Origin of the sequence: Bradyrhizobium yuanmingense (assembly GCF_029167105.1) — a bacterium.
GTDB classification, from domain to species: domain Bacteria; phylum Pseudomonadota; class Alphaproteobacteria; order Rhizobiales; family Xanthobacteraceae; genus Bradyrhizobium; species Bradyrhizobium yuanmingense_A.
This window is the reverse complement of the sequence record NZ_JARFML010000031.1, coordinates 72451-90902: the sequence shown is the minus strand read 5'-3', so window position 1 is coordinate 90902 and position 18452 is coordinate 72451. Positions and strand designations below refer to the sequence as shown.

At 64.6% G+C, this 18452-nt stretch carries 16 protein-coding genes; 10 read left to right on the top strand and 6 right to left on the bottom strand.

Going from position 1 to position 18452, the window contains the following annotated elements; translation table 11 throughout:
- Positions 1–334: 334 nt before the first annotated feature.
- A complete protein-coding gene (locus P0R31_RS31165) occupies positions 335–904 on the bottom strand; it encodes a flavin reductase family protein (RefSeq protein WP_275518368.1) in 570 nt (189 codons plus the stop codon).
- A gap of 58 nt (positions 905–962) precedes the next feature.
- On the bottom strand, positions 963–2060 hold the full coding sequence (locus P0R31_RS31160) for an LLM class flavin-dependent oxidoreductase (protein ID WP_275518367.1): 1098 nt from the start codon (positions 2058–2060) through the stop codon (positions 963–965).
- A 217-nt stretch (positions 2061–2277) separates the two neighbouring features.
- On the opposite strand from P0R31_RS31160, the gene P0R31_RS31155 reads away from it, so the two are divergent.
- From P0R31_RS31155 to P0R31_RS31130, 6 genes are all read left to right on the top strand, one after another.
- The gene (locus P0R31_RS31155; protein ID WP_275518366.1) at positions 2278–3192 is read left to right on the top strand and encodes a 2-dehydro-3-deoxygalactonokinase; all 915 of its coding nucleotides are present in this window, start codon (positions 2278–2280) and stop codon (positions 3190–3192) included.
- 14 nt (positions 3193–3206) lie between these two features.
- Entirely contained in the window at positions 3207–3839 is a 633-nt protein-coding gene (locus P0R31_RS31150; RefSeq protein ID WP_275518364.1) for a 2-dehydro-3-deoxy-6-phosphogalactonate aldolase, read from the top strand.
- 109 nt (positions 3840–3948) lie between these two features.
- Positions 3949–5685, top strand: coding sequence for a ubiquinone-dependent pyruvate dehydrogenase (gene poxB / locus P0R31_RS31145; RefSeq protein ID WP_275518362.1), 1737 nt, complete (start codon positions 3949–3951; stop codon positions 5683–5685).
- Between the two features lie 190 nt (positions 5686–5875).
- Positions 5876–7105, top strand: coding sequence for a tyrosinase family protein (locus P0R31_RS31140; protein ID WP_275518360.1), 1230 nt, complete (start codon positions 5876–5878; stop codon positions 7103–7105).
- 23 nt (positions 7106–7128) lie between these two features.
- Positions 7129–8007, top strand: coding sequence for a hypothetical protein (locus tag P0R31_RS31135; RefSeq protein ID WP_275518358.1), 879 nt, complete (start codon positions 7129–7131; stop codon positions 8005–8007).
- Between the two features lies 1 nt (position 8008).
- Entirely contained in the window at positions 8009–9160 is a 1152-nt protein-coding gene (locus tag P0R31_RS31130) for an SCO family protein (protein ID WP_275518357.1), read from the top strand.
- Here P0R31_RS31130 and P0R31_RS31125 read toward each other — a convergent pair.
- Both P0R31_RS31125 and P0R31_RS31120 read right to left on the bottom strand, forming a co-directional pair.
- Positions 9157–9522 (bottom strand): hypothetical protein, encoded by a 366-nt coding sequence (locus P0R31_RS31125; RefSeq protein ID WP_275518356.1) that lies wholly within the window; start codon positions 9520–9522, stop codon positions 9157–9159. The genes P0R31_RS31130 and P0R31_RS31125 overlap by 4 nt on opposite strands.
- 68 nt (positions 9523–9590) lie before the next feature.
- Complete coding sequence (locus P0R31_RS31120; RefSeq protein ID WP_275518355.1) at positions 9591–10499, bottom strand: PaaI family thioesterase; 909 nt, start codon at positions 10497–10499, stop codon at positions 9591–9593.
- A gap of 136 nt (positions 10500–10635) precedes the next feature.
- Between P0R31_RS31120 and P0R31_RS31115 the strand changes: the two genes are divergently transcribed.
- A complete protein-coding gene (locus P0R31_RS31115; protein WP_025032108.1) occupies positions 10636–10956 on the top strand; it encodes a hypothetical protein in 321 nt (106 codons plus the stop codon).
- Between the two features lie 183 nt (positions 10957–11139).
- Positions 11140–12366, top strand: a complete 1227-nt coding sequence (locus P0R31_RS31110) for an LON peptidase substrate-binding domain-containing protein (protein WP_275518354.1) — start codon at positions 11140–11142, stop codon at positions 12364–12366.
- An 18-nt stretch (positions 12367–12384) separates the two neighbouring features.
- Here P0R31_RS31110 and P0R31_RS31105 read toward each other — a convergent pair whose 3' ends face one another.
- Complete coding sequence (locus P0R31_RS31105) at positions 12385–13860, bottom strand: amidase (protein ID WP_275518353.1); 1476 nt, start codon at positions 13858–13860, stop codon at positions 12385–12387.
- A gap of 116 nt (positions 13861–13976) precedes the next feature.
- Positions 13977–15080 carry a ring-opening amidohydrolase gene (locus P0R31_RS31100; RefSeq protein ID WP_275518351.1) on the bottom strand — a complete coding sequence of 368 codons (1104 nt, stop codon included), beginning with the start codon at positions 15078–15080 and terminating at the stop codon, positions 13977–13979.
- A gap of 238 nt (positions 15081–15318) precedes the next feature.
- Here P0R31_RS31100 and P0R31_RS31095 point away from each other — a divergent pair, with 238 nt between their 5' ends.
- Both P0R31_RS31095 and P0R31_RS31090 read left to right on the top strand, forming a co-directional pair.
- Positions 15319–17655 (top strand): Tex family protein, encoded by a 2337-nt coding sequence (locus tag P0R31_RS31095; protein WP_275518350.1) that lies wholly within the window; start codon positions 15319–15321, stop codon positions 17653–17655.
- Between the two features lie 282 nt (positions 17656–17937).
- Positions 17938–18363, top strand: coding sequence for a hypothetical protein (locus P0R31_RS31090; RefSeq protein ID WP_275518349.1), 426 nt, complete (start codon positions 17938–17940; stop codon positions 18361–18363).
- Positions 18364–18452: the final 89 nt, after the last annotated feature.

Sequence of the window (18452 nt, the reverse complement as noted above, 5' to 3'; positions counted from 1 at the left end):
TTGGCCCCGGCTCCCTTCGGCAGCCACCCCTCAATAAAACTCGGCTGCCCCGTCTGCTTCACTGCCATCGCTACCCTCCAAGGCTTTGCCCTAGGGAATCACAAATGGCGAATTACGCAACAGGCCCCCTGTGGGAGAGGGTGGCTCGCCGCGCAGCGGCGAGACGGGTGAGGGGTTCTCTCCGCGAATCCAATTTTCGATTGAATGTGCGGAGACAACCCCTCATCCGGCGCCATAGCCGAAGCTCCGCTTCGGCGTTCTTAAGAACGGCGGCCGAAGGCCGCCTATGCCACCTTCTCCCACAAGGCGAGAAGGAAGAAAGCGAGCACTCGTCCTACGAAAAATCCGTCCAGCTCAGATGCCGCGCGTCGAGATCGCCGATCGCGACGGTCTCGCGGAGTTCTCGCGGCTTGTGGAAATTGCTGCGCAGGTACACCAGCGGCGTTGCCGCAGCGGAATGCGAGGCGCCGCGGACTTCGCCGACGAAGATCGAATGCGTCGTCGTCTCGAACTCCTGCGCCAGCACGCAGTCGAACGCGGCCACTGCGTCCGCCAGTACCGGTGCGCCGGTCACGCCACGCGTCCATTGCCCGAAGGCGAAGCGATCGTCGCCGTTGACGCCCTTCTGGCCGCTGAAGGTGAGGGCGAGCAGCGCGTGATCCTCGTGCAGGAAGTTGATGGCGAAAGCACCTTCCTCGCGGATGCGCGCATGTGCGCTGGCGTTGCGGTTGACGCAGACGATCAGCGAGGGCGGCTTGTCCGACAACGAGCAGGCCGAGGTCACCGTCAGCCCCGTGCGCCTGCCATGCTCGGCGCCCACCGTGACCAGCGCTACCGCACCGGCACATTGGCGCATCGCCTGTTTGAAATGATTGGCGTCGAAAGAATTGCCGTCCACCGTCACGCGGAAATCTCCGACAATAGAAGCGGGTGCGACACGATCGCGCCGCACCCGCTGAGCGTCAAGCCGCCTTCTTCGCGGAGCCGAGATGCGCAAGGCGCGGCATCACCTCATTCTTCAGCAGCGCGAGCGAGTGGTGCCAGGCCTCGGCCTTGTGCTTGTAGTCGAAGCCGAACACCAGCAGCACGCCGAAGCCGCCGACCTCGTCGTAGATCTTTTCGATCTTCTCGGCGACCGTTGCGGGCGAGCCGACGATCCAGTTCCGCTTGGCGCAATATTCGACCGTGACGTCGCTGTCGGGCACATCGGGCGCGTGCTTGAGATAGTCCTTGAAGCCGAAATGGCCGAGCAGCGGCAGGAAGTACTCGCTCATCATCCGGCCCATCATGTCGCCGGTCGAGAGCTTCCAGGCTTCTTCGTCGGTGTCGGCGACGAACACCTCGCGCACCAGGCGCCAGTCCTGCCGGTTCGGCTTGCGGCCGGTCTTGGCCGCCCCGATCTCGACGGAGTCCCAATGGCTCGAGACATAGGCCGGATTGAGGTTGAGGCTCATCGGGATGAAGCCGCGCTCCCCGGCGAGCTTCAGCGTGTCCGAGTTCTTGGAAAGACCCGCAACGCCGATCGGCGGATGCGGCGCCTGCAGCGGCTTGATGTGGGGCTTGAGGAAGTCGAACATCGTGTCCGGCTTGGTCACCGTCCAGTACTTCCCCTTGTGGGTGAAGGGCGCCGGCTCGGTCCACAGTTTCAGGATGATCTCCAGCGCCTCGCGCGTCATGTCGCGGTTCTGTCCGCTCATACCGTCGACGTTGAACATCGCCCAGTCGCTCGGCAATCCGCTCGCCGCCACGCCGAAATTGAGCCGGCCCTCGGAGAGATGGTCGAGCATGGCGACGCGGTTGGCGAGTTCGGCCGGATGGTGATAGGGCAACAGGAAGCCGCCCGGCCCGATGCGCAAGCGCTTGGTCTGCATCAAGGCCTGCGCGATCAAGAGGTCCGGCGTGGGATTGGGTTCCCAGGGCGCCGTGTGGTGCTCGCCGACCCAGGCCTCCTGATAGCCGAGCTCGTCGAGCCAGCGCATGACCTGCAGATCCCAGTCGTTCCCTTCCTTGAGGCCGCACTCCGGCGGATGCGAAGGCATCGTGAAATAGCCGATCTCCATGGGTTTCCTCATCTGATGTTGACGCGTCTTGTCGCGCGTTGACGGAGTTGAGAGATCAAGCGTCAGCAAGCCGTGTGCCAGCGCGGCGGAGCCCCAAATTGAAGAGAAAGGGCTGGTTTGCCCGCGCAATAGCCGGTATCTCGACGGGAGCCTGCTGGACATCGTCTCATGTGTCGCGAGACGGCGTCTTGGCCATGAGACGAGGACGAGACCTGACATGACCGAACCCGCCTTTGTCGCGGTGGATTGGGGCACCAGCAGCTTCCGGCTCTGGCTAGTCGATCGCGCCGGTCAGGTGCTGGCCGAGCGCCGCAGCGGTGAGGGCATGCTGGCGGCGGCGAAGACCGGCTTTCCCGCCGTGCTGCAAGCGCATCTGACCGCGGTCGAAGCGCCCGCGCATCTGCCGGTTCTGGTCTGCGGCATGGCCGGTGCCAAGACCGGCTGGGTCGAGGCCGGCTACGTCGACACGCCGGCAAAGCTCTCAGCGGTCCTGAAACAGGCAGTGCGCGTGCCGGGCGAGGCGCGCGACATTCGCTTCCTGCCGGGCATCGCCCAGCGCGATGCCAAGGCGCCGGACGTCATGCGCGGCGAGGAGACGCAATTGCTCGGCGCGCTCGGCCTCGATGCCGCGGGCGAGGCGCTGGTCTGCATGCCCGGCACGCATTCGAAATGGGTGCGGGTGAAAGACGGCACGGTCGAGCGCTTCGCCACCTTCATGACCGGCGAGCTGTTCAGCGCCGTCTCGCGCGAGACGATCCTGTCGCTCGCGGTCGCCGGCGCTGATGACGCCGAAGATATCGCGAGCTTCAAGGCAGCCGTAAAGGCCGCATTCGACGCCCCGGCCTTCGCCGCCAACCTGCTGTTCACTGCACGGTCGCGACAGCTCTTGTTCGGCGGCACGCCGACAGCGGCACGTGAGACGCTATCGGGCACGTTGATCGGTGTGGAGCTCGCGGCAGGGCTCTCCGGCACCGTGCCGCAAGCGGGCGTCCAGCTGATTGCCGCGGGGCGGCTTGCGGTGCTGTATCGGCTGGCATTCGAGGCGCTTTCGGTAACCGCAAATCCGGTCGATGCGGATGAAGCCGTCCGCCGCGGCCTGTCGATGGCGGCAGCCGCGATCTGGACGAAGTAGAAGGACTGCGAGAAATGAGCGTTCCCTTTCCGCCGATGCAGCGCCCGCTGGTCGCGATCTTGCGCGGCATCAAGCCTGAGGAGACCGAAGCGATCGTCGGCGTCTTGGTCGAGGCCGGCATGACCGCGATCGAGATCCCCCTGAATTCGCCCGATCCGTTCCGCTCGATCGCGCTTGCCGTGAAGCTCGCGCCATCAGGTGTGTTGATCGGCGCCGGCACGGTGCTGACGAGGGCAGATGTCGATCGCCTCAACGATGTCGGCGGCAGGCTGATGGTCTCGCCAAATGTCGACACCGAAGTGCTGGCGCGCGCGCATCAGCATCGCATGGTGACCATGCCCGGCGTGTTCTCGCCGACCGAGGCGCTGCTGGCGGCACGGTCCGGCGCGTCGAGCCTGAAATTCTTTCCGGCGAGCGTGCTCGGCGCTTCCGGCATCGCCGCGATCCGTGCCGTGCTGCCGGCAGACGTGATGATCGCTGCCGTCGGCGGCGTCTCTGACCAGAATTTTGCCGAGTACATCAAGGGCGGGGTGACTGCCTTCGGGCTTGGCTCCAGCCTCTACAAGCCGGGCATGAGTGCAGCAGATGTTGCAGCTCGCGCAGAGGTGACAATTGCCGCCTACGATCGGGCAATTGAGAAAGGTTGAGCCGACAATAAACTGGCCGTAATCCTGACATGGTCTATTCTGCCATATGGTGGCGCGATGCCGACATGCGCGCATCGTGTTATGCGACTGGCTGAATCGGGAGACCGACATGGCGATCAACAACTTGGCCGATCTGTTCGTGGCAACGCTCGAACAGGCCGGGGTCAAGCGCATCTACGGCATCGTTGGCGACAGCCTGAACGCGCTCACCGAGGCGCTGCGCCGCCGCGGCACGATCGAATGGATTCATGTCCGGCACGAGGAGGTCGCGGCCTTCGCGGCGGCCGGCGAAGCCGAGATAACCGGGAGCCTCGCGGTCTGCGCGGGCTCCTGCGGCCCCGGCAATCTGCATCTGATCAACGGCCTGTTCGACGCGCATCGCAGCCGCGTTCCCGTGCTGGCGATCGCGGCGCAGATCCCGACCGCCGAGATCGGCGGCGGCTATTTCCAGGAGACGCATCCGCAAAACCTGTTCCGCGAATGCAGCCATTATTGCGAGCTGGTGTCGGACCCGAGCCAGCTGCCTTTCGTGCTGGAGAACGCGATTCGCGCGGCGGTGGGCCTGCGCGGCGTCGCAGTGGTCGCCATGCCCGGCGATGTCGCATTCCGGAGTCCTCCGAAGCGCGCGTTGTCGACGACGCGCGGTCTTGCGCTGGCTCCGCCGAAGGTCGTCCCGCAGCCGGACGAGCTGAAGGCGCTCGCCGATCTTCTCAACGGCGCCGAGCGCATCACGCTGTTCTGCGGCCGCGGCTGCGCCGGCGCACATGCGCCCTTGATGCAACTCGCCGAAGCGCTGAAGAGCCCGATCGTGCATGCGCTCGGCGGCAAGGAGCATGTCGAATACGACAACCCCTATGACGTCGGCATGACCGGCTTCATCGGATTCTCCTCGGGCTACGCCGCGATGCACGCCTGCGACGCGCTGGTGATGCTCGGCACCGACTTCCCCTACAAGCAGTTCTTCCCTGATGATGCGAAGATCGCGCAGATCGACATCCGCCCGGAAAATCTGGGACGGCGCTGCAGGATCGATCTCGGCCTCGTCGGCGACGTCAAGCTCACCATCGAGGCGCTGCTGCCGCTGCTCGAGACGAAGACGCAGCGCAAGCATCTCGACGATGCCTTCGCGCACTACAAGAGGGCCCGCGAGGGGCTGGATTCGCTTGCCAGGGGCACGCCCGGAGCCAAGCCGATCCATCCGCAATATCTCGCCAAGATCATCAGCGACCATGCCTCCGACGATGCCGTCTTCACCGCCGATGTCGGCACTCCGACGGTGTGGGCGGCGCGCTATCTCGACATGAACGGCCGCCGCCGGCTGATCGGCTCCTTCGTGCACGGCTCGATGGCCAATGCCATGCCGCAGGCGATCGGCGCGCAGGCTGCTCAGCCCGGGCGCCAGGTCATCTCGCTCTCCGGCGACGGCGGCTTCACCATGCTGATGGGAGACCTGATCACGCTGACGCAACAGAAGCTGCCGGTGAAGGTGGTCGTCTTCAACAACGGCGTGCTCGGCTTCGTCGCGCTGGAGATGAAGGCGGCGGGCTTCGTCGACACCAATGTCGACCTGGAGAACCCGGATTTCGCCGCGATGGCGCGCGCGATGGGCATCTTTGCCAAGCGCGTCGAGGATCCCGGCGAGCTTCCGGGCGCGATGAAGGAGATGCTGGCGCACAATGGGCCGGCGCTGCTCGACGTCGTCACCGCCAAGCAGGAGCTGTCGATGCCGCCGACCATCACGGCCGAGCAAATCAAGGGCTTCAGCCTCTGGGTTCTCCGCGCGGTGATGAACGGGCGCGGCGACGAGGTGCTGGACCTCGCGAAGACGAACCTCTTGCCGCGGTAGGCGCGTGGCGTATGCGCATCCCGGCTTCTCTCCGAATGCGACGCGAAGCCAACAGAGCCAGAAGCTCGCCGCCGGCCGGAGGCATTCGGTCGCGGTGAGCATCTTGCCAATTGCACGAGGTGATTGTATCGTAAGCCATTGCTCGTAGAGAATGTTGTTCGGGCCACCCAATTGCAGGGAGGGCGCATTCATGGACGTCGAACTTCAGATCAACAACAGCACAGCTCCAGAGGCGCGGTTCGTGACATGGGTACCGTCTCCGTGCCGGATTCGCGTGACGGACCCGTCAGGCGCCAACGCGTCGACCGTCAGCGTCAAGATTGCCGCTGTATCGGCGGCAAATGGCGGTGGAGTCGGATTTCGCAGCGGTACGACGGGAGCGTTCGCGAGCAGCCTTACTCTGACCGTTCCGACGAACGGCACAACGGTCCCGTTCTTCGTTGCCGGAAAATTTGGCCAGCCGAGTACCAATTCCGGAGACGTGAAGATCGAAGCACGCGTGGGCAACACGCTCGTCGGATCTTCCCAATTGATGGTGCGCATCCGCAAGAATGCCAATAAGCTGACGAACGGCGAGCGCGATCGGTTCATTGCGGCGTTTGCCAAGCTCAACAATCAAGGCCTCGGTCGCTTCGCGGATTTCAACAAGATGCACAAGGGGCCCGGTCTATCGCAGGCGCATTCCGCGCCCGGTTTCCTGCCATGGCATCGCGCCTATCTGCTCGATCTCGAGCGCGAGCTTCAGGCGATCGATCCAAGTGTGGCGCTTCCTTATTGGCGCTTCGACCAGCCCGCTCCGAACGTTTTTACACGCGACTTCCTGGGCGAGTCCGACGCAAATGGCACGGTGAAATTCCGCAATGGCAATCCACTGGAATTCTGGGTGACGGATGGCACTCCCGGCATCAATCGCACTCCGGATTTTCCCACGTCGCAGGCTCCGCCAAATCCAATGAAAGAAGCGCAAACGCTGGCGCTGGGTAATCAATTTCGCACGTTCAGGGGCATGGAAGGAGATCCGCACGGCCTTGCACACACTAGCTTTGGCGGCTCCATTCAAGATCCTAGGACCGCGGCGAAGGACCCGCTGTTTTTCCTGCTTCACTGCAACGTCGATCGGCTCTGGGCAAAGTGGCAGCGCCAGAACGGGCGTTTCGATCCTGCGACCGCGGCGTCGTTCGACGAGAGACCAACCAGTCGGCCGGGCCACAAGCTGAATGATACGATGTGGCCGTGGAATGGCATCACCAGCCCCGCGGACCCAACCCGTCCGCCGGACGCGCCGGGCGGGACGTTGGCTACATCACCCTGCGTCGCGGCGCCGGGGCCGCAGCCGCGTGTCAAGGACTGCATCGATTACCTCGGCGCTGTCAATGCCGCCGCCAACGCGGGATTCGGCTATGATGATGTCCAGATCTAGCGCGCCTTGCGCGGGGAGATGAGATGATGGCAACGAAGCGGAAAGTTGCAAAGAAAAAGGCAGGAAAGAAAAAGGCAGCAGAGAAAACGGCAGCAAAGAAAAAGGCAGCAAAGAAAACGGTCTCGCCGAGAAAGCGCAGCACCTCCGCCTCGACCCCTGTCCAGGTTGCAGAGAGCACTGAGGATGTTCAGCGTCTATTGAAGGTCTTGTGCGATACCGGCAAGCTCATCGAGGTACGGATGGCGGCGCTGCAATCGCTTGGTGCGGCGGCCTTCAGTGTCCCCAATTTCGAATCCGTCAGTGCGGACTATATTGCGGCCTTGCGCCAGGTCTCGACCGATTCTCATGAACAATTGCGGCGGCGGGCGCTTGGTATCCTCATGCGCAACAAGGATGGATTTGCGCAAAAGAAGCTCCTGGACGGCCTGAAGAATCCCGCCAAGGCGCTGCTCCCGCCGGAGAAGGCGCTTCAGCTTCTCGGCAACGACGCTCATGCCGAAGCGTATTCGGTGGCGCGCGCGATCGTGAAGAAACCGCCGAATCAGGACGCGAAGCGTGAGGCATTGCGTCTGCTAGCGGCCGATGCCAAGTCGGCACCAATGTTCGAAAAGGTGCTCCGCAACAAGAAGGAGCTGCGAGAAAATCGGCAGCTCGCAGCCTCTGCATTGCACTCGCTGAACCCCCAAAAGCTGCAACAGCAGGCGCTCAAGATCCTGAAGGATAAATCGGACTACTCGGATATCAAGGCCACGAGCTTGACCGCGTTGGAGCAATTCGGCGATGACGCCAAGTTCGCCAAGGACAAGGCGTTGATGCTGAGCGTCACTCGCTTCAACTCGTCCAACACGCCCGCAAAATACAAGCAGTCCGCACGTCGTTTCCTCAGCAAATACGATCAGTAGAATGCCCATTCCCGGCGACGCAACAAGCGTGATGTCGGAGGACCGATTTGCCGATCTGGTCGGCATGCTCTCTGCCGATCCGGTCGGTGGTGCGGAACTCACGGATCTTCTGCGCGAAGAGCATCCTGTCTATGACGGGCGAGGGTCCGCGACCGTCGTCCAAATGCGAGGTTGGATTCTGCTTGCCCTGGCGCGGATCGGACTCTCAGATCAAGCACTGATCTTCGTGCTCGAAGAGCTGGATACAGGGATCGATGCCTACCTGATCGCTGCCGCCGCGCGCGCATTGCGTTCTTATTCGAAACCGAACGAAGCCTTGGCGCCTTTTGTTGCGCGGGCGCTCGACCGGATTCGACTCCACGACGAGCCGGTTTCGTTCGAGAGGTACGGCGAGTATGCGACCTCATCCACCGGGACTAGCGCGGTATCGGAATTGCTGGCCGCCCTGGCCTGGCTCGGCCCGACCGCGCAAGCTGTTCAACCCCAGCTCGAGCGCTGGCGCGCAGAGCACGGCCTGTCACGGAAGTTGCGGCTCGATCTCGACCGAGCCCTGAAGGCCATCCGAGAGCCCGACCACACCATTTCTTCATGCTGCGGTGGCTTGCCAGCGGCCGGAAGTGTCCCGGTCAGGAGGCCAGTGAAAAGCCAGGAGCCTAGCTCGATCAATTCCGTCCTGATGCAAGATCAAGACGGGAAATCGATGAAGTTCCTTGAGTTCTTCCGTGGCAAGCCTGCAATAGTAGTCTTTTTCTATACCCGTTGCGATAATCCGATGAAGTGCTCGCTCACCGTCACGAAGCTGGCGCGCGTCCAGGCATTGCTTGGCGCGCGGGGACTCGCAGGACGGATCCGTACGGCTGCGATCACGTATGATCCGGAGTTTGATCGGGCCGAGCGGTTGCGGGTGTATGGCCGGGACCGTGCCGTGCGCACGGACGAAGATCATCGGATGCTGCGGGCCGTCGAGGGGAATGACGCGTTGCGCTCGTACTTCGGGCTTGGTGTCAATTTTGGTGAAGCGCTCGTGAACCGTCACCGCATCGAACTCTTCATTCTTGATGCCACAGGACGGATCGCAGTATCCTTCGAACGTCTTCACTGGGATGAGGAGAAGATCGTGACTCGCGCAGTCGAGACGTTGAACGGCTTCTAGCCGCGCTTCGGCGAAGGCACGGGCAAATCGTCTTGGCGACGCTGGAAGCGTTGCCAGTGCAGCACGATGCCGATCAGCAGCGCCGGCAGAAAGCCGAGTGCGATCAGGAAATGCGGCAGCTGCTTCGGCGAGATTAGGGCGATCGCGATATCGGAGATCAGCCACAGCGCTGCGAACATCACCGCAAAATCCGTTCGCGGGCACCGCAGGTAATAGAACACGGCGGTGATGACGATGGCCGGGCCGATCGCGATGCCGATCATGATCGCGGTCAGCTCCTTCGGCGTCAGCGCGTCGAGCACCATCGATGCCAGCAGCCAGAGTGCGGCGAACATGGCAACGATGTCGAGCGGATGCCGCAATCCAATTCCTCTGGCGAAAGGCGCGCTATCGTTGGGGCCGGAGCTGCGGCCGTCAAGTCAAAATGGGCTTATTCCTCGTCACTTCCAGGCGTCGGGCGCAGCATGAAGTGACCGAAAGCGGTGGCGATCGGCCTCGTAGCATCGTCCTGCCAGGCCCGCGCCTCGAAGGCGACGATACGTCGGCCCTGCTTCACGATCGAGACGTCGGCAAACGTGTCGAGCGCGCGTCCGGAGCGCAAGTAGTTGACGGTGAGGCCGATCGGCTTGGGCGGTGCGCCAGCGCCGAGTTCCCGCGCCACGCCGATGATGGCGGTGGTCTCGAGGAAGGCGCCCGTCATGCCGCCATGGATCGCGGGCAGGATCGGATTGCCGATGATCTGGGGCGAGAACGGCATCGTCAGCGTGCCGTCGTCGTTGACGCGGATGCCGAGCGCGCGCGCGAAGGGGCTGCGCGCAAAGGGCCCGTCCGGATGCTCCGGCGCCTCCAGCGTCGGGATGTTGCGCGCATCCATCCGGCGGTCGGCCAGCATGTTGGTGCGGTTGGCGCCGATCATGAAGCAGGCGGTCGCGGTCGCAACCGGATCGTCCTCGGACTCCTGATAGGCGGTGGAGCGCACGAAGGCGATCGAGCGCGTGGTGCGGTAGCATACCGAATGCGCCTTGATGTCGAGGCCGGGCGTTGCCGGCTTCTGGTAGTCGATGCGCAGATCGAGGGTTGCGATGGCGCGGGTGCCGTCGAGCGCAAGTTGCACCGCCATGCCGCAGCTCTCGTCCAGCATCGCGGTGACGACGCCGCCATGCAGAACGCCGGTCTCGGTGTCGCCGACGAAGACCGGACGATAGGGCAGGCTGGACCACGCCTCGCCAGGTGCGAAGCGGTCGAGCTGGAGCCCGCTGATATGGCCGTAATCGGAGCGGCGGCCCTTGATGGCCTCGGCGAGTTCCTCGAAGGCAAGCGTGGTCGGCGTGGTGCTCATGGGGACCTTCTAGACCAGTGTCGGGGCTCGCGCAAAACCCGGAATGAGCCCCGCATGGGGCGGTTTGGTCTCGACAGGGCGTGCCGAAGCGCCGATGGTGGGCGCTTCGTTCGTCGATGAACTGCAAGGAGCGCCCATGGCCGACCCCGAAACGCCCTCGACCGCCCAGGGGCCCGTCACCATTTCCACCTCCAGCGCCGAGCGGGCGCCGATCATCTATTTCGACGGCGCATCCTGCTTCGGCCACCACAACGGCGCGATCCAGATCGAGCTCGCCGCAAACCTGTTGATGCCGGTCGGCGCCGCCGTCAGGGTCGACGTGGTGCAGACCGCGCACTTACGTTGCAGTGTCGCCGCGGCGCTGGCACTGCGCGAAGCTCTCGACAAGGCGCTCGCGATGTATCAGCAGGGTCAGAAGCAGCCGGTGGCGGAGGAGATACCGGCGGTCAAGAACTGAGATCGCAATTGACAGCAAACTTTCTTTGCGCCACCCTTCGCGCAGGTTGATACGACCTGCCGGTTGCACCCTCCGTGGAATGGTGAACGTATCGAGCCCTGATCGGCCCCCCTTTGCCCGAGCGACCGGGTCAGCAACGCAACCACCTGACACACCTGGATCGCTCATGCAGAGGACGAACCGATGCGCGATTTTCGCGATGCCAAGGCTATGGCGCATACCCTACGCGAATCCTTGACTACCAAGGCCGTTACCATCAGTCACAGCGAGAGCCTCGAAGTCGTATCGAGGATGCTCGGCGTTGCCGACTGGAATACGTTGTCGGCGATGCTCCAGACCGCTCGTCGCGACTCGCCGGTGCCGAGCGTAAGGCTCAAAAGCTCGACCGCGGTCTATCCGGCGGTGCCGCTCCGCGATTTCGTGCCGTTTCCGGGCGCGACCTTTCCGTTGTTCGTCGGCCGCGAGAACACCGTACTCGCTCTCAACCGTGCGTTCGAGGGCGCGCGCGAGATGCTCTGCGCGATCCAGCGCGAGGCGGGCGTCGACGAGCCGCAATTTTCTGACGTCTACGAGGTCGGTCTGCTCGCTCAATTGGTCGAGCTCGAGCGGCTCTCCGACGGCTCGATCAGGGTGCTGACCCGCGGACTCCGCCGCATCGGGCTTCGCAGCTTCGCGGCAACGAACAACGGTTACCAGTCCGAGGCTTTCGAATTGCCCGAGAGCCCGGCTGCGGATGCGCCTGAGCTGACTAGCCGCGCCATCCAACGCTTCGAGGATTACGCGGCGGCCCACGGTCTGCTCATGCCGGACGTCTGGTCGTTCTTCGATCGTACGCGCGACATCGGACATATCGCCGATACGATGGCGACGCGGATGAAGCTGTCGATCAAGGACAAATATGAGCTGCTCGCAATCCTCGATCCCGTGAAGCGGCTGGAGACGATCGACGCATTGCTCGACGTGGCGTCTCGCCCGTTCGCTCCGGCCTATGGCGCCACGCGCCAACGGGCGCTTGCTCTTGCCGACCGACGCCGCCATCAATTTGCAACGCTGGAACATCTTCTGTTGGCGTTGACCGAAGACGGCGATGCCGCGCCCGTCCTGGAAGCCTGCAATGCCGATCTCGGCGCGCTCAGGCAAAACCTCACCGACTATCTCGACAAGGAGCTCGCTCACATCGTGGTTGAGACCGGCACCGCCGCGCCGACCGCTGCATTCCAGCGCGTCGACCGTCGGGCCGCGCTGCACGCTCAGAAGGTCGGCAATTCAGGGGTAACCGGCGTCAATGCACTGGTCGCCCTCTTTCCGGAGACGCGAAGCCCTGCGGTGCGCTTGCTCGCTGAGCAAGGCGTATCGCGCTGGCGCGTGGACGAGGCCATTGCGAAAGCGAGTGCCAAAGACAACGGCTAGAGGAGAAGCGGCGGCAGCTCACGCCTTGGTCACATGCACCTTCGCGGTCTTGCCGCCGTTCCACTTGCCGTCGAGCGCGCGCTCGATCTGGGCGGCGAGCTGCAGCAACAGGCCGTCATTGGCCTGCTTGGCGATCGCTTGGATGCCGAGCGGCAGGCCATGGTCCTGGGTCGCCATCGGCATCGAGATGGCCGGCATGCCGCACAGATTGGCGAGCGGCGTGAAGGCGAAGAAGCGCCAGAGATTGTCGAACCAGTCGCGCACATCGGGATTGTCCGAGATGGTGAGATATTCCCTGGTGCCGACCTTAGGCGTCGGCAGTGCCGTGATCGGGGTCAGGATCACGTCCCATTGCTCGAAGAAGCTGCCGAAGCCGCGCGAGGTCGTGTTGAACACCGCCTGCATCTTCGCCCGCTCGGCGAAGCTGGTGTGGCGCCCCGCTTCCCAGATGCGGATGTTCATCGGCTCGATCAGGTCCTCCGGCGGCTTTTCCAGTCCGCGCCCGGCGAGCATGTTGGAGATCACCACCGCAAAGTTCGAGATGTAGCAGGTGGTCTGCGCCTCGAAGGCGGCCGGGAGGTCGATCTCCGGCAGCGCATAGTCGACGTGATGGCCGAGCCCTTCGAGGAAGCGTCCGGCCTTCTCCAGCTCGGCAGCGAGATCGGGCGCCGCCGTGTAATTGCCCCACGTGTGCGACAGCGCGATGCGAAGCTTGCCGGGATCACGCTTGATCATCTCGCAATAAGGCTGCGCCGTGGTCCAGAACGGCATGAACTCGCCGGGCGCAGGCCCGCGCGCATGATCGACGAAGGCGGCAGTGTCGCGCACCGAGCGTGACTGGCAACCCTGGATCGAGACGAGGCCGGTGAGGTCGGACATGTGCGGCGCCAGCGAGAACACGCCGCGCGAGACCTTCAGGCCGATATTGCCGTTGACGCCGGCGGGAATGCGGATCGAGCCGCCGCCGTCGGTCGCATGCGCGATCGGCACCACGCCCGCGGCCACCATCGCGGCGCTGCCTGCCGATGAGCCGCAGGTGGTGTAGTCGGTATTCCAGGGATTGCGCGTGACGTAGACTGCGGGGTTATCGGCCGACGAGCACACGCCGAACTCCGGCGTCGTGGTGCGTCCGATCAGGTTGAGCCCCGCCTGGCGGAATTTGCTGGTGAGGAACGTATCGGCGCTCGCGCGATTGCCGCGCATCAAGAGCGAGCCCATCTCCTGCAGCCGGCCCTTCATGGTCGGCCCGAGGTCCTTCATCAGGAAGGGCAGGCCGGCGAACGGGCCTGCGAGATTGGCGCCGTCCTTGGCGGGATCGGCGATCACATCCTCGAACAGCTCGACCACGCCCGACAGCGCTGGATTGACCTTGGCAACGCCCGCAGCGGCCTGCCGCGCCAGCTCCTTCGCCGTCAGCTCGCCCTTGCGGACGCGCCCCGCCAGCGCGACGCCATCGTGCTGCGCCCATTCATTCCAGCTCATCGGCAAAGTCATGAAGTCAAATCCCCTTAAGGTCGCGGCGTCACCTTTTTCGCAACGCCCCACGTGAATCAACCGAGCCGCCGCGAGGGGCAGGGTTGCGCCCGGCGGAGAGGTCGGGCTGCCGGCTATCAATCCGACAGTCGTGCGATCGCTGCAACCGGGCCGCCACCGGCCGGCCCCTGATGCTCGGCGCCGCCGGACACGTAGACCGCGCCGGTGCCGGCAAGGCCCGCGATCAGGCCGCCGACCGCGGCGCGGGCGTGGCGGGTCGAGCTGATGTCGGTGTCTTCGAGCATGGTGTGGCGGAAGCCGCGCACGGCGCCGTCGGGAGAGGCCTCCGCCTTGGCGAAGATGTTGACGAGCGTGCGGCCTGCTTTTGCCTGCGCGCCGAGCCCGACGCTGTTCAACGCCGATAGCACCGCCGCAGCGTCGATCGCATCCTCCATCACGGCATGCCCGATCACGAACTCGCTCGTCGATGACACCGAATTGCCGAGCACGATGACGACGTTGTGCATCAGCTCGATTCCCGACGAGGTCGAGGCCACCTTGGAGAAGAGATCATAGCGCCGCAGCACATCCTCGTCGCCGACGTCGGAGCCGATCTCGCCGAGTGCGACCGCAACGCCCAATGCGGACGCACCGCGCGAATAGGCCATCGAGCTGTAAGCGCTTGTCGTTGCCGTTGTGTTGCCGCGCGCGTTTGCCGCCGCAACGCGCTCACTGGTCAGCAGCGGGCACTTGATCTGCACGAAATGGACGTCCGCGGGATCGTTGATGCCGGCATCGGCCATCGCCGCCTTCACGGCCTTGGCCGTCGCGGTGATCTGCGCGGAGCTGCCGAGCTCCTCAGGCAGGAAGTCCCGCGTGTGCGCCATGCCGATGCTGAGGCGCTTGCCGGAGAGGCCTGCCGGCCGCTCGGCCTCGCTCCGTGTGAACACCGTAAGATGCGGGCTCAGCACGCCCTCGGTGCCGCCGGACATCACGAAGGCGATCCGCTGCTCGACGGCCGCCGGCAACAGGCCAAGCTTGGGCGCCAGCGCCGTGCAAAGCGCGGCCACCGCGTATTCCCGGGTAAAATCGTTGACGCCGCCATTGCCCTCGGTCTTGCCGAGAATGGCAAGGATCGCGTTGGGATCGATCGCGCCGGAGTCGATCAAGTCCATCAGGCCGGAGACGTCGCCGGGGCCCGTGGTGGCGATCCTGAAGACGCCGACCGATGTCGTCCGCATGATGGGTCCTCGCGTGGAGTTCAGTGGCCCGGCGGAGCAAGCAGGCGCGGAACGCGGGGTTGATGTCAAGTCGTCGTGCGCCTACGATTGTGGCGAGATCGCATCGGTCGGGCAAAAAATCCTCTGTCGACGGTTGCGCACCGCACCTTGATGAATCAACCTGGGTTGGTCCATAAGCGGCGTCCCGCGGCCGGTGGTTCGCCCCTTCGCCCGCGTACTTGGATAGAGGGAATCTCGCGTGGCCAACATCAACCAGAAAATTGCGCAGGAGCTTGGGGTTCGCGCCGAGCAAGTCGAGGCGGCGGTGACGCTGCTCGACGGCGGCGCCACGGTTCCCTTCATCGCCCGCTACCGCAAGGAGGCGACCGGTGCGCTCGACGACGCGCAATTGCGCACTCTGGAGGAGCGCCTGGTTTACCTGCGCGAACTCGAGGACCGCCGCAAGGCCATTCTCGAATCAGTCCGCGAACAGGGCAAGCTCGATGCGGCGCTCGAGGCCTCGATCATGGCCGCTGACAGCAAGGCCCGCCTCGAGGACATCTATCTGCCGTTCAAGCCGAAACGCCGCACCAAGGCGGAGATCGCCAAGGAAGCCGGCCTCGAGCCGCTCGCCAATCAGCTGCTCGCCGAGCCCGGCAACGATCCAAAGGTCGTGGCCGAAAGCTTCATCAACGCCGAGAAGGGTGTTGCAGATGCCGCCGCCGCGCTCGACGGCGCCCGCGCCATCCTGGTCGAGCGATTCGACGAGGACGCCGATCTGATCGGCGCCTTGCGCGAAGAGATGTGGACCAATGCGCGCATGGCCTCCAAGGTGCGCGACGGCAAGAAGACCGAGGGCGAGAAGTTCGCCGACTATTTCGATTTCTCCGAGCCGCTGACAAAACTGCCGTCGCACCGCATCCTCGCGATGTTCCGCGGCGAGAAGGAAGAGATTCTCGACCTGCAAATTCAGCCCGAGGCCGAAGCGCCGCCGCCGGGCGTGCCGAGCGCTTATGAATTGAAGATCATGAAGCGGTTCGGCATCGCCGACCTCAAGCGCCCCGGCGACCGCTGGCTGATCGACACCGTGCGCTGGGCCTGGCGCACCAAGATCCAGGTGCATCTCAATATCGACCTGCGCATGCGGCTGTGGAACTCGGCCGAGACCGAGGCCGTGCGCGTGTTCGCCTCGAACCTGCGCGACCTCCTGCTCGCCGCGCCCGCCGGCACCCGCGTCACCATGGGGCTCGATCCCGGCTACCGCACCGGCGTGAAGGTTGCCGTCGTCGATGCCACCGGCAAGGTGGTCGACACCACCGCGATCTATCCGCACGAGCCGCAGCGGCAATGGAACGAGTCGCTGGCGACGCTCGGCCGGCTCGCGATCAAGCACCGCGTCGAGCTGATCGCGATCGGCAACGGCACCGCCTCGCGCGAGACCGACAAGCTCGCCACGGAGCTGGTCAAGGGTCTGCCCGAGCTGAAGATGAACAAGATCGTGGTGTCGGAAGCCGGCGCATCGGTCTATTCGGCCTCGGCCTTCGCCTCGGAGGAGCTGCCCGGCCTCGACGTCACCCTGCGCGGCGCGGTCTCGATCGCGCGGCGCCTGCAGGACCCGCTTGCCGAGCTCGTCAAGATCGAGCCGAAGGCGATCGGCGTCGGCCAGTATCAGCACGACCTCGGTCAGGCCAAGCTCGCCAAATCGCTCGACGCCGTGGTCGAGGATTGCGTGAACGCGGTCGGCGTCGACGTCAACACCGCCTCCGCGCCGCTGCTGGCGCGCGTCTCGGGCGTGGGCTCCGGCCTCGCCCAGAGCATCGTGGCGCATCGCGACGCCAACGGCCCGTTCAAGTCGCGCAAGGCGCTCAAGGACGTGCCGCGGCTCGGGCCGAAGGCGTTCGAGCAGTGCGCGGGCTTCCTGCGCATCCTCGGCGGCGAGGATCCGCTCGATGCCTCCGGCGTGCATCCCGAAGCCTATCCCGTGGTGCGCCGGATTCTCGAGGCGACCAAGAGCGACATCAAGGCGCTGATCGGCAACAGCGACGTCGTGCGCACGTTGAGGCCGAAGGATTTCGTCGACGAGACCTTCGGACTGCCGACCGTCACCGACATCCTGCGCGAATTGGAAAAGCCCGGCCGCGACCCGCGCCCTGCGTTCAAGGCGGCGGTGTTCAAGGAAGGCGTCGAGGAGATCAAGGATCTCAAGAAGGGCATGATCCTCGAGGGCACCGTGACCAATGTCGCCGCCTTCGGCGCCTTCGTCGACATCGGCGTGCACCAGGATGGTCTCGTGCACATCTCGGCGATGTCCAAGACCTACATCAAGGACCCGCGCGAGGTGGTGAAGCCCGGCGACATCGTCAAGGTGAAGGTGCTGGACTTCGAGGTCGCCCGCAAGCGCATCTCGCTCACGCTGCGCCTCGACGACGAGGTCGGGCCTAAGAAGGACGCGCCGGGCATGCAGCGCGACAACAATCAGCGCAACGCAAGCCGCATGACCTCGTCCGCGCCGCGCAAGCAGGAGTCCTCGGGCGGCGGCGCACTCGCCGAAGCGCTGCGCCGCGCGGCCGAGAAGAACAACGGCAAGCGGGCGTGACCTCTTAACCTCTCCCCGCTCTTTGCGGGGAGAGGTCGGAATTCGCTCCATCCCGTCGTCATTGCGAGCGCAGCGAAGCAATCTAGAGTGCTTCCGCGGAGGGATTCTGGATTGCTTCGTCGCAAGGGCTGCTCGCAATGACGGGGAGAGAGCTGGGACTACCCTCCCTAACTCCCGCGTCAGAATCTGGCGCATTTGTAAGTTGAAGCGACCCTCCCATTCTCATCATCTGATCCTCCTCGTGCGGCGCTAAGACCGCCGCACTGCAAGGAGGATGCTTCGATGAACAACAGGCTTCTCAAAGGCCTCACGGCGAGCGTGATCGCGGCCATGATGGCGGTCGCGTCACCGGCGCTCGCGCGCGGCGGCTTTGGCGGCGGCCATGGCGGTGGCGGCCATTTCGGCGGCGGCATGCACGCCGGCGGCTTTGGCGGCATGCGGGCCGGCGGCATGGGCGGTGCACGCTTCGCTCACGTCGGCGGACCCGGCTTCGGCGGGGCGCGGTTCGCGCACGCGCCGATCGGGCCGCGTTTCGCCGGCGCGGGCTGGCATGGCCGTCACGGCTTCCACCATCACCACCATTTCCGTCGGTTCGCCGTCTTCGGCGCGCCCTATTTCTACACCGGCTACAACGACGGCTGCTGGCGCAGGAGCTGGACGCCCTATGGGTGGCAATGGGTCAATGTGTGCGGAGGCGATTGGTACTAGCATCGCCGTGCCGCACCATTGTCGCGATCGCCACCGGGCGGTTCCGTCCAGCCCCGGAACGGGATAGTCTGGTGGCGATTGTCGCGGAG

Coding starts and splice junctions, on each gene's coding strand:
- P0R31_RS31160 (WP_275518367.1), bottom strand. CDS start 2,060: ATGGAGATCGGCTATTTCACGATGCCTTCGCATCCGCCGGAGTGCGGC.
- P0R31_RS31155 (WP_275518366.1), top strand. CDS start 2,278: ATGACCGAACCCGCCTTTGTCGCGGTGGATTGGGGCACCAGCAGCTTC.
- P0R31_RS31150 (WP_275518364.1), top strand. CDS start 3,207: ATGAGCGTTCCCTTTCCGCCGATGCAGCGCCCGCTGGTCGCGATCTTG.
- poxB (WP_275518362.1), top strand. CDS start 3,949: ATGGCGATCAACAACTTGGCCGATCTGTTCGTGGCAACGCTCGAACAG.
- P0R31_RS31140 (WP_275518360.1), top strand. CDS start 5,876: ATGGACGTCGAACTTCAGATCAACAACAGCACAGCTCCAGAGGCGCGG.
- P0R31_RS31135 (WP_275518358.1), top strand. CDS start 7,129: ATGATGGCAACGAAGCGGAAAGTTGCAAAGAAAAAGGCAGGAAAGAAA.
- P0R31_RS31130 (WP_275518357.1), top strand. CDS start 8,009: ATGCCCATTCCCGGCGACGCAACAAGCGTGATGTCGGAGGACCGATTT.
- P0R31_RS31120 (WP_275518355.1), bottom strand. CDS start 10,499: ATGAGCACCACGCCGACCACGCTTGCCTTCGAGGAACTCGCCGAGGCC.
- P0R31_RS31115 (WP_025032108.1), top strand. CDS start 10,636: ATGGCCGACCCCGAAACGCCCTCGACCGCCCAGGGGCCCGTCACCATT.
- P0R31_RS31110 (WP_275518354.1), top strand. CDS start 11,140: ATGCGCGATTTTCGCGATGCCAAGGCTATGGCGCATACCCTACGCGAA.
- P0R31_RS31105 (WP_275518353.1), bottom strand. CDS start 13,860: ATGACTTTGCCGATGAGCTGGAATGAATGGGCGCAGCACGATGGCGTC.
- P0R31_RS31100 (WP_275518351.1), bottom strand. CDS start 15,080: ATGCGGACGACATCGGTCGGCGTCTTCAGGATCGCCACCACGGGCCCC.
- P0R31_RS31090 (WP_275518349.1), top strand. CDS start 17,938: ATGAACAACAGGCTTCTCAAAGGCCTCACGGCGAGCGTGATCGCGGCC.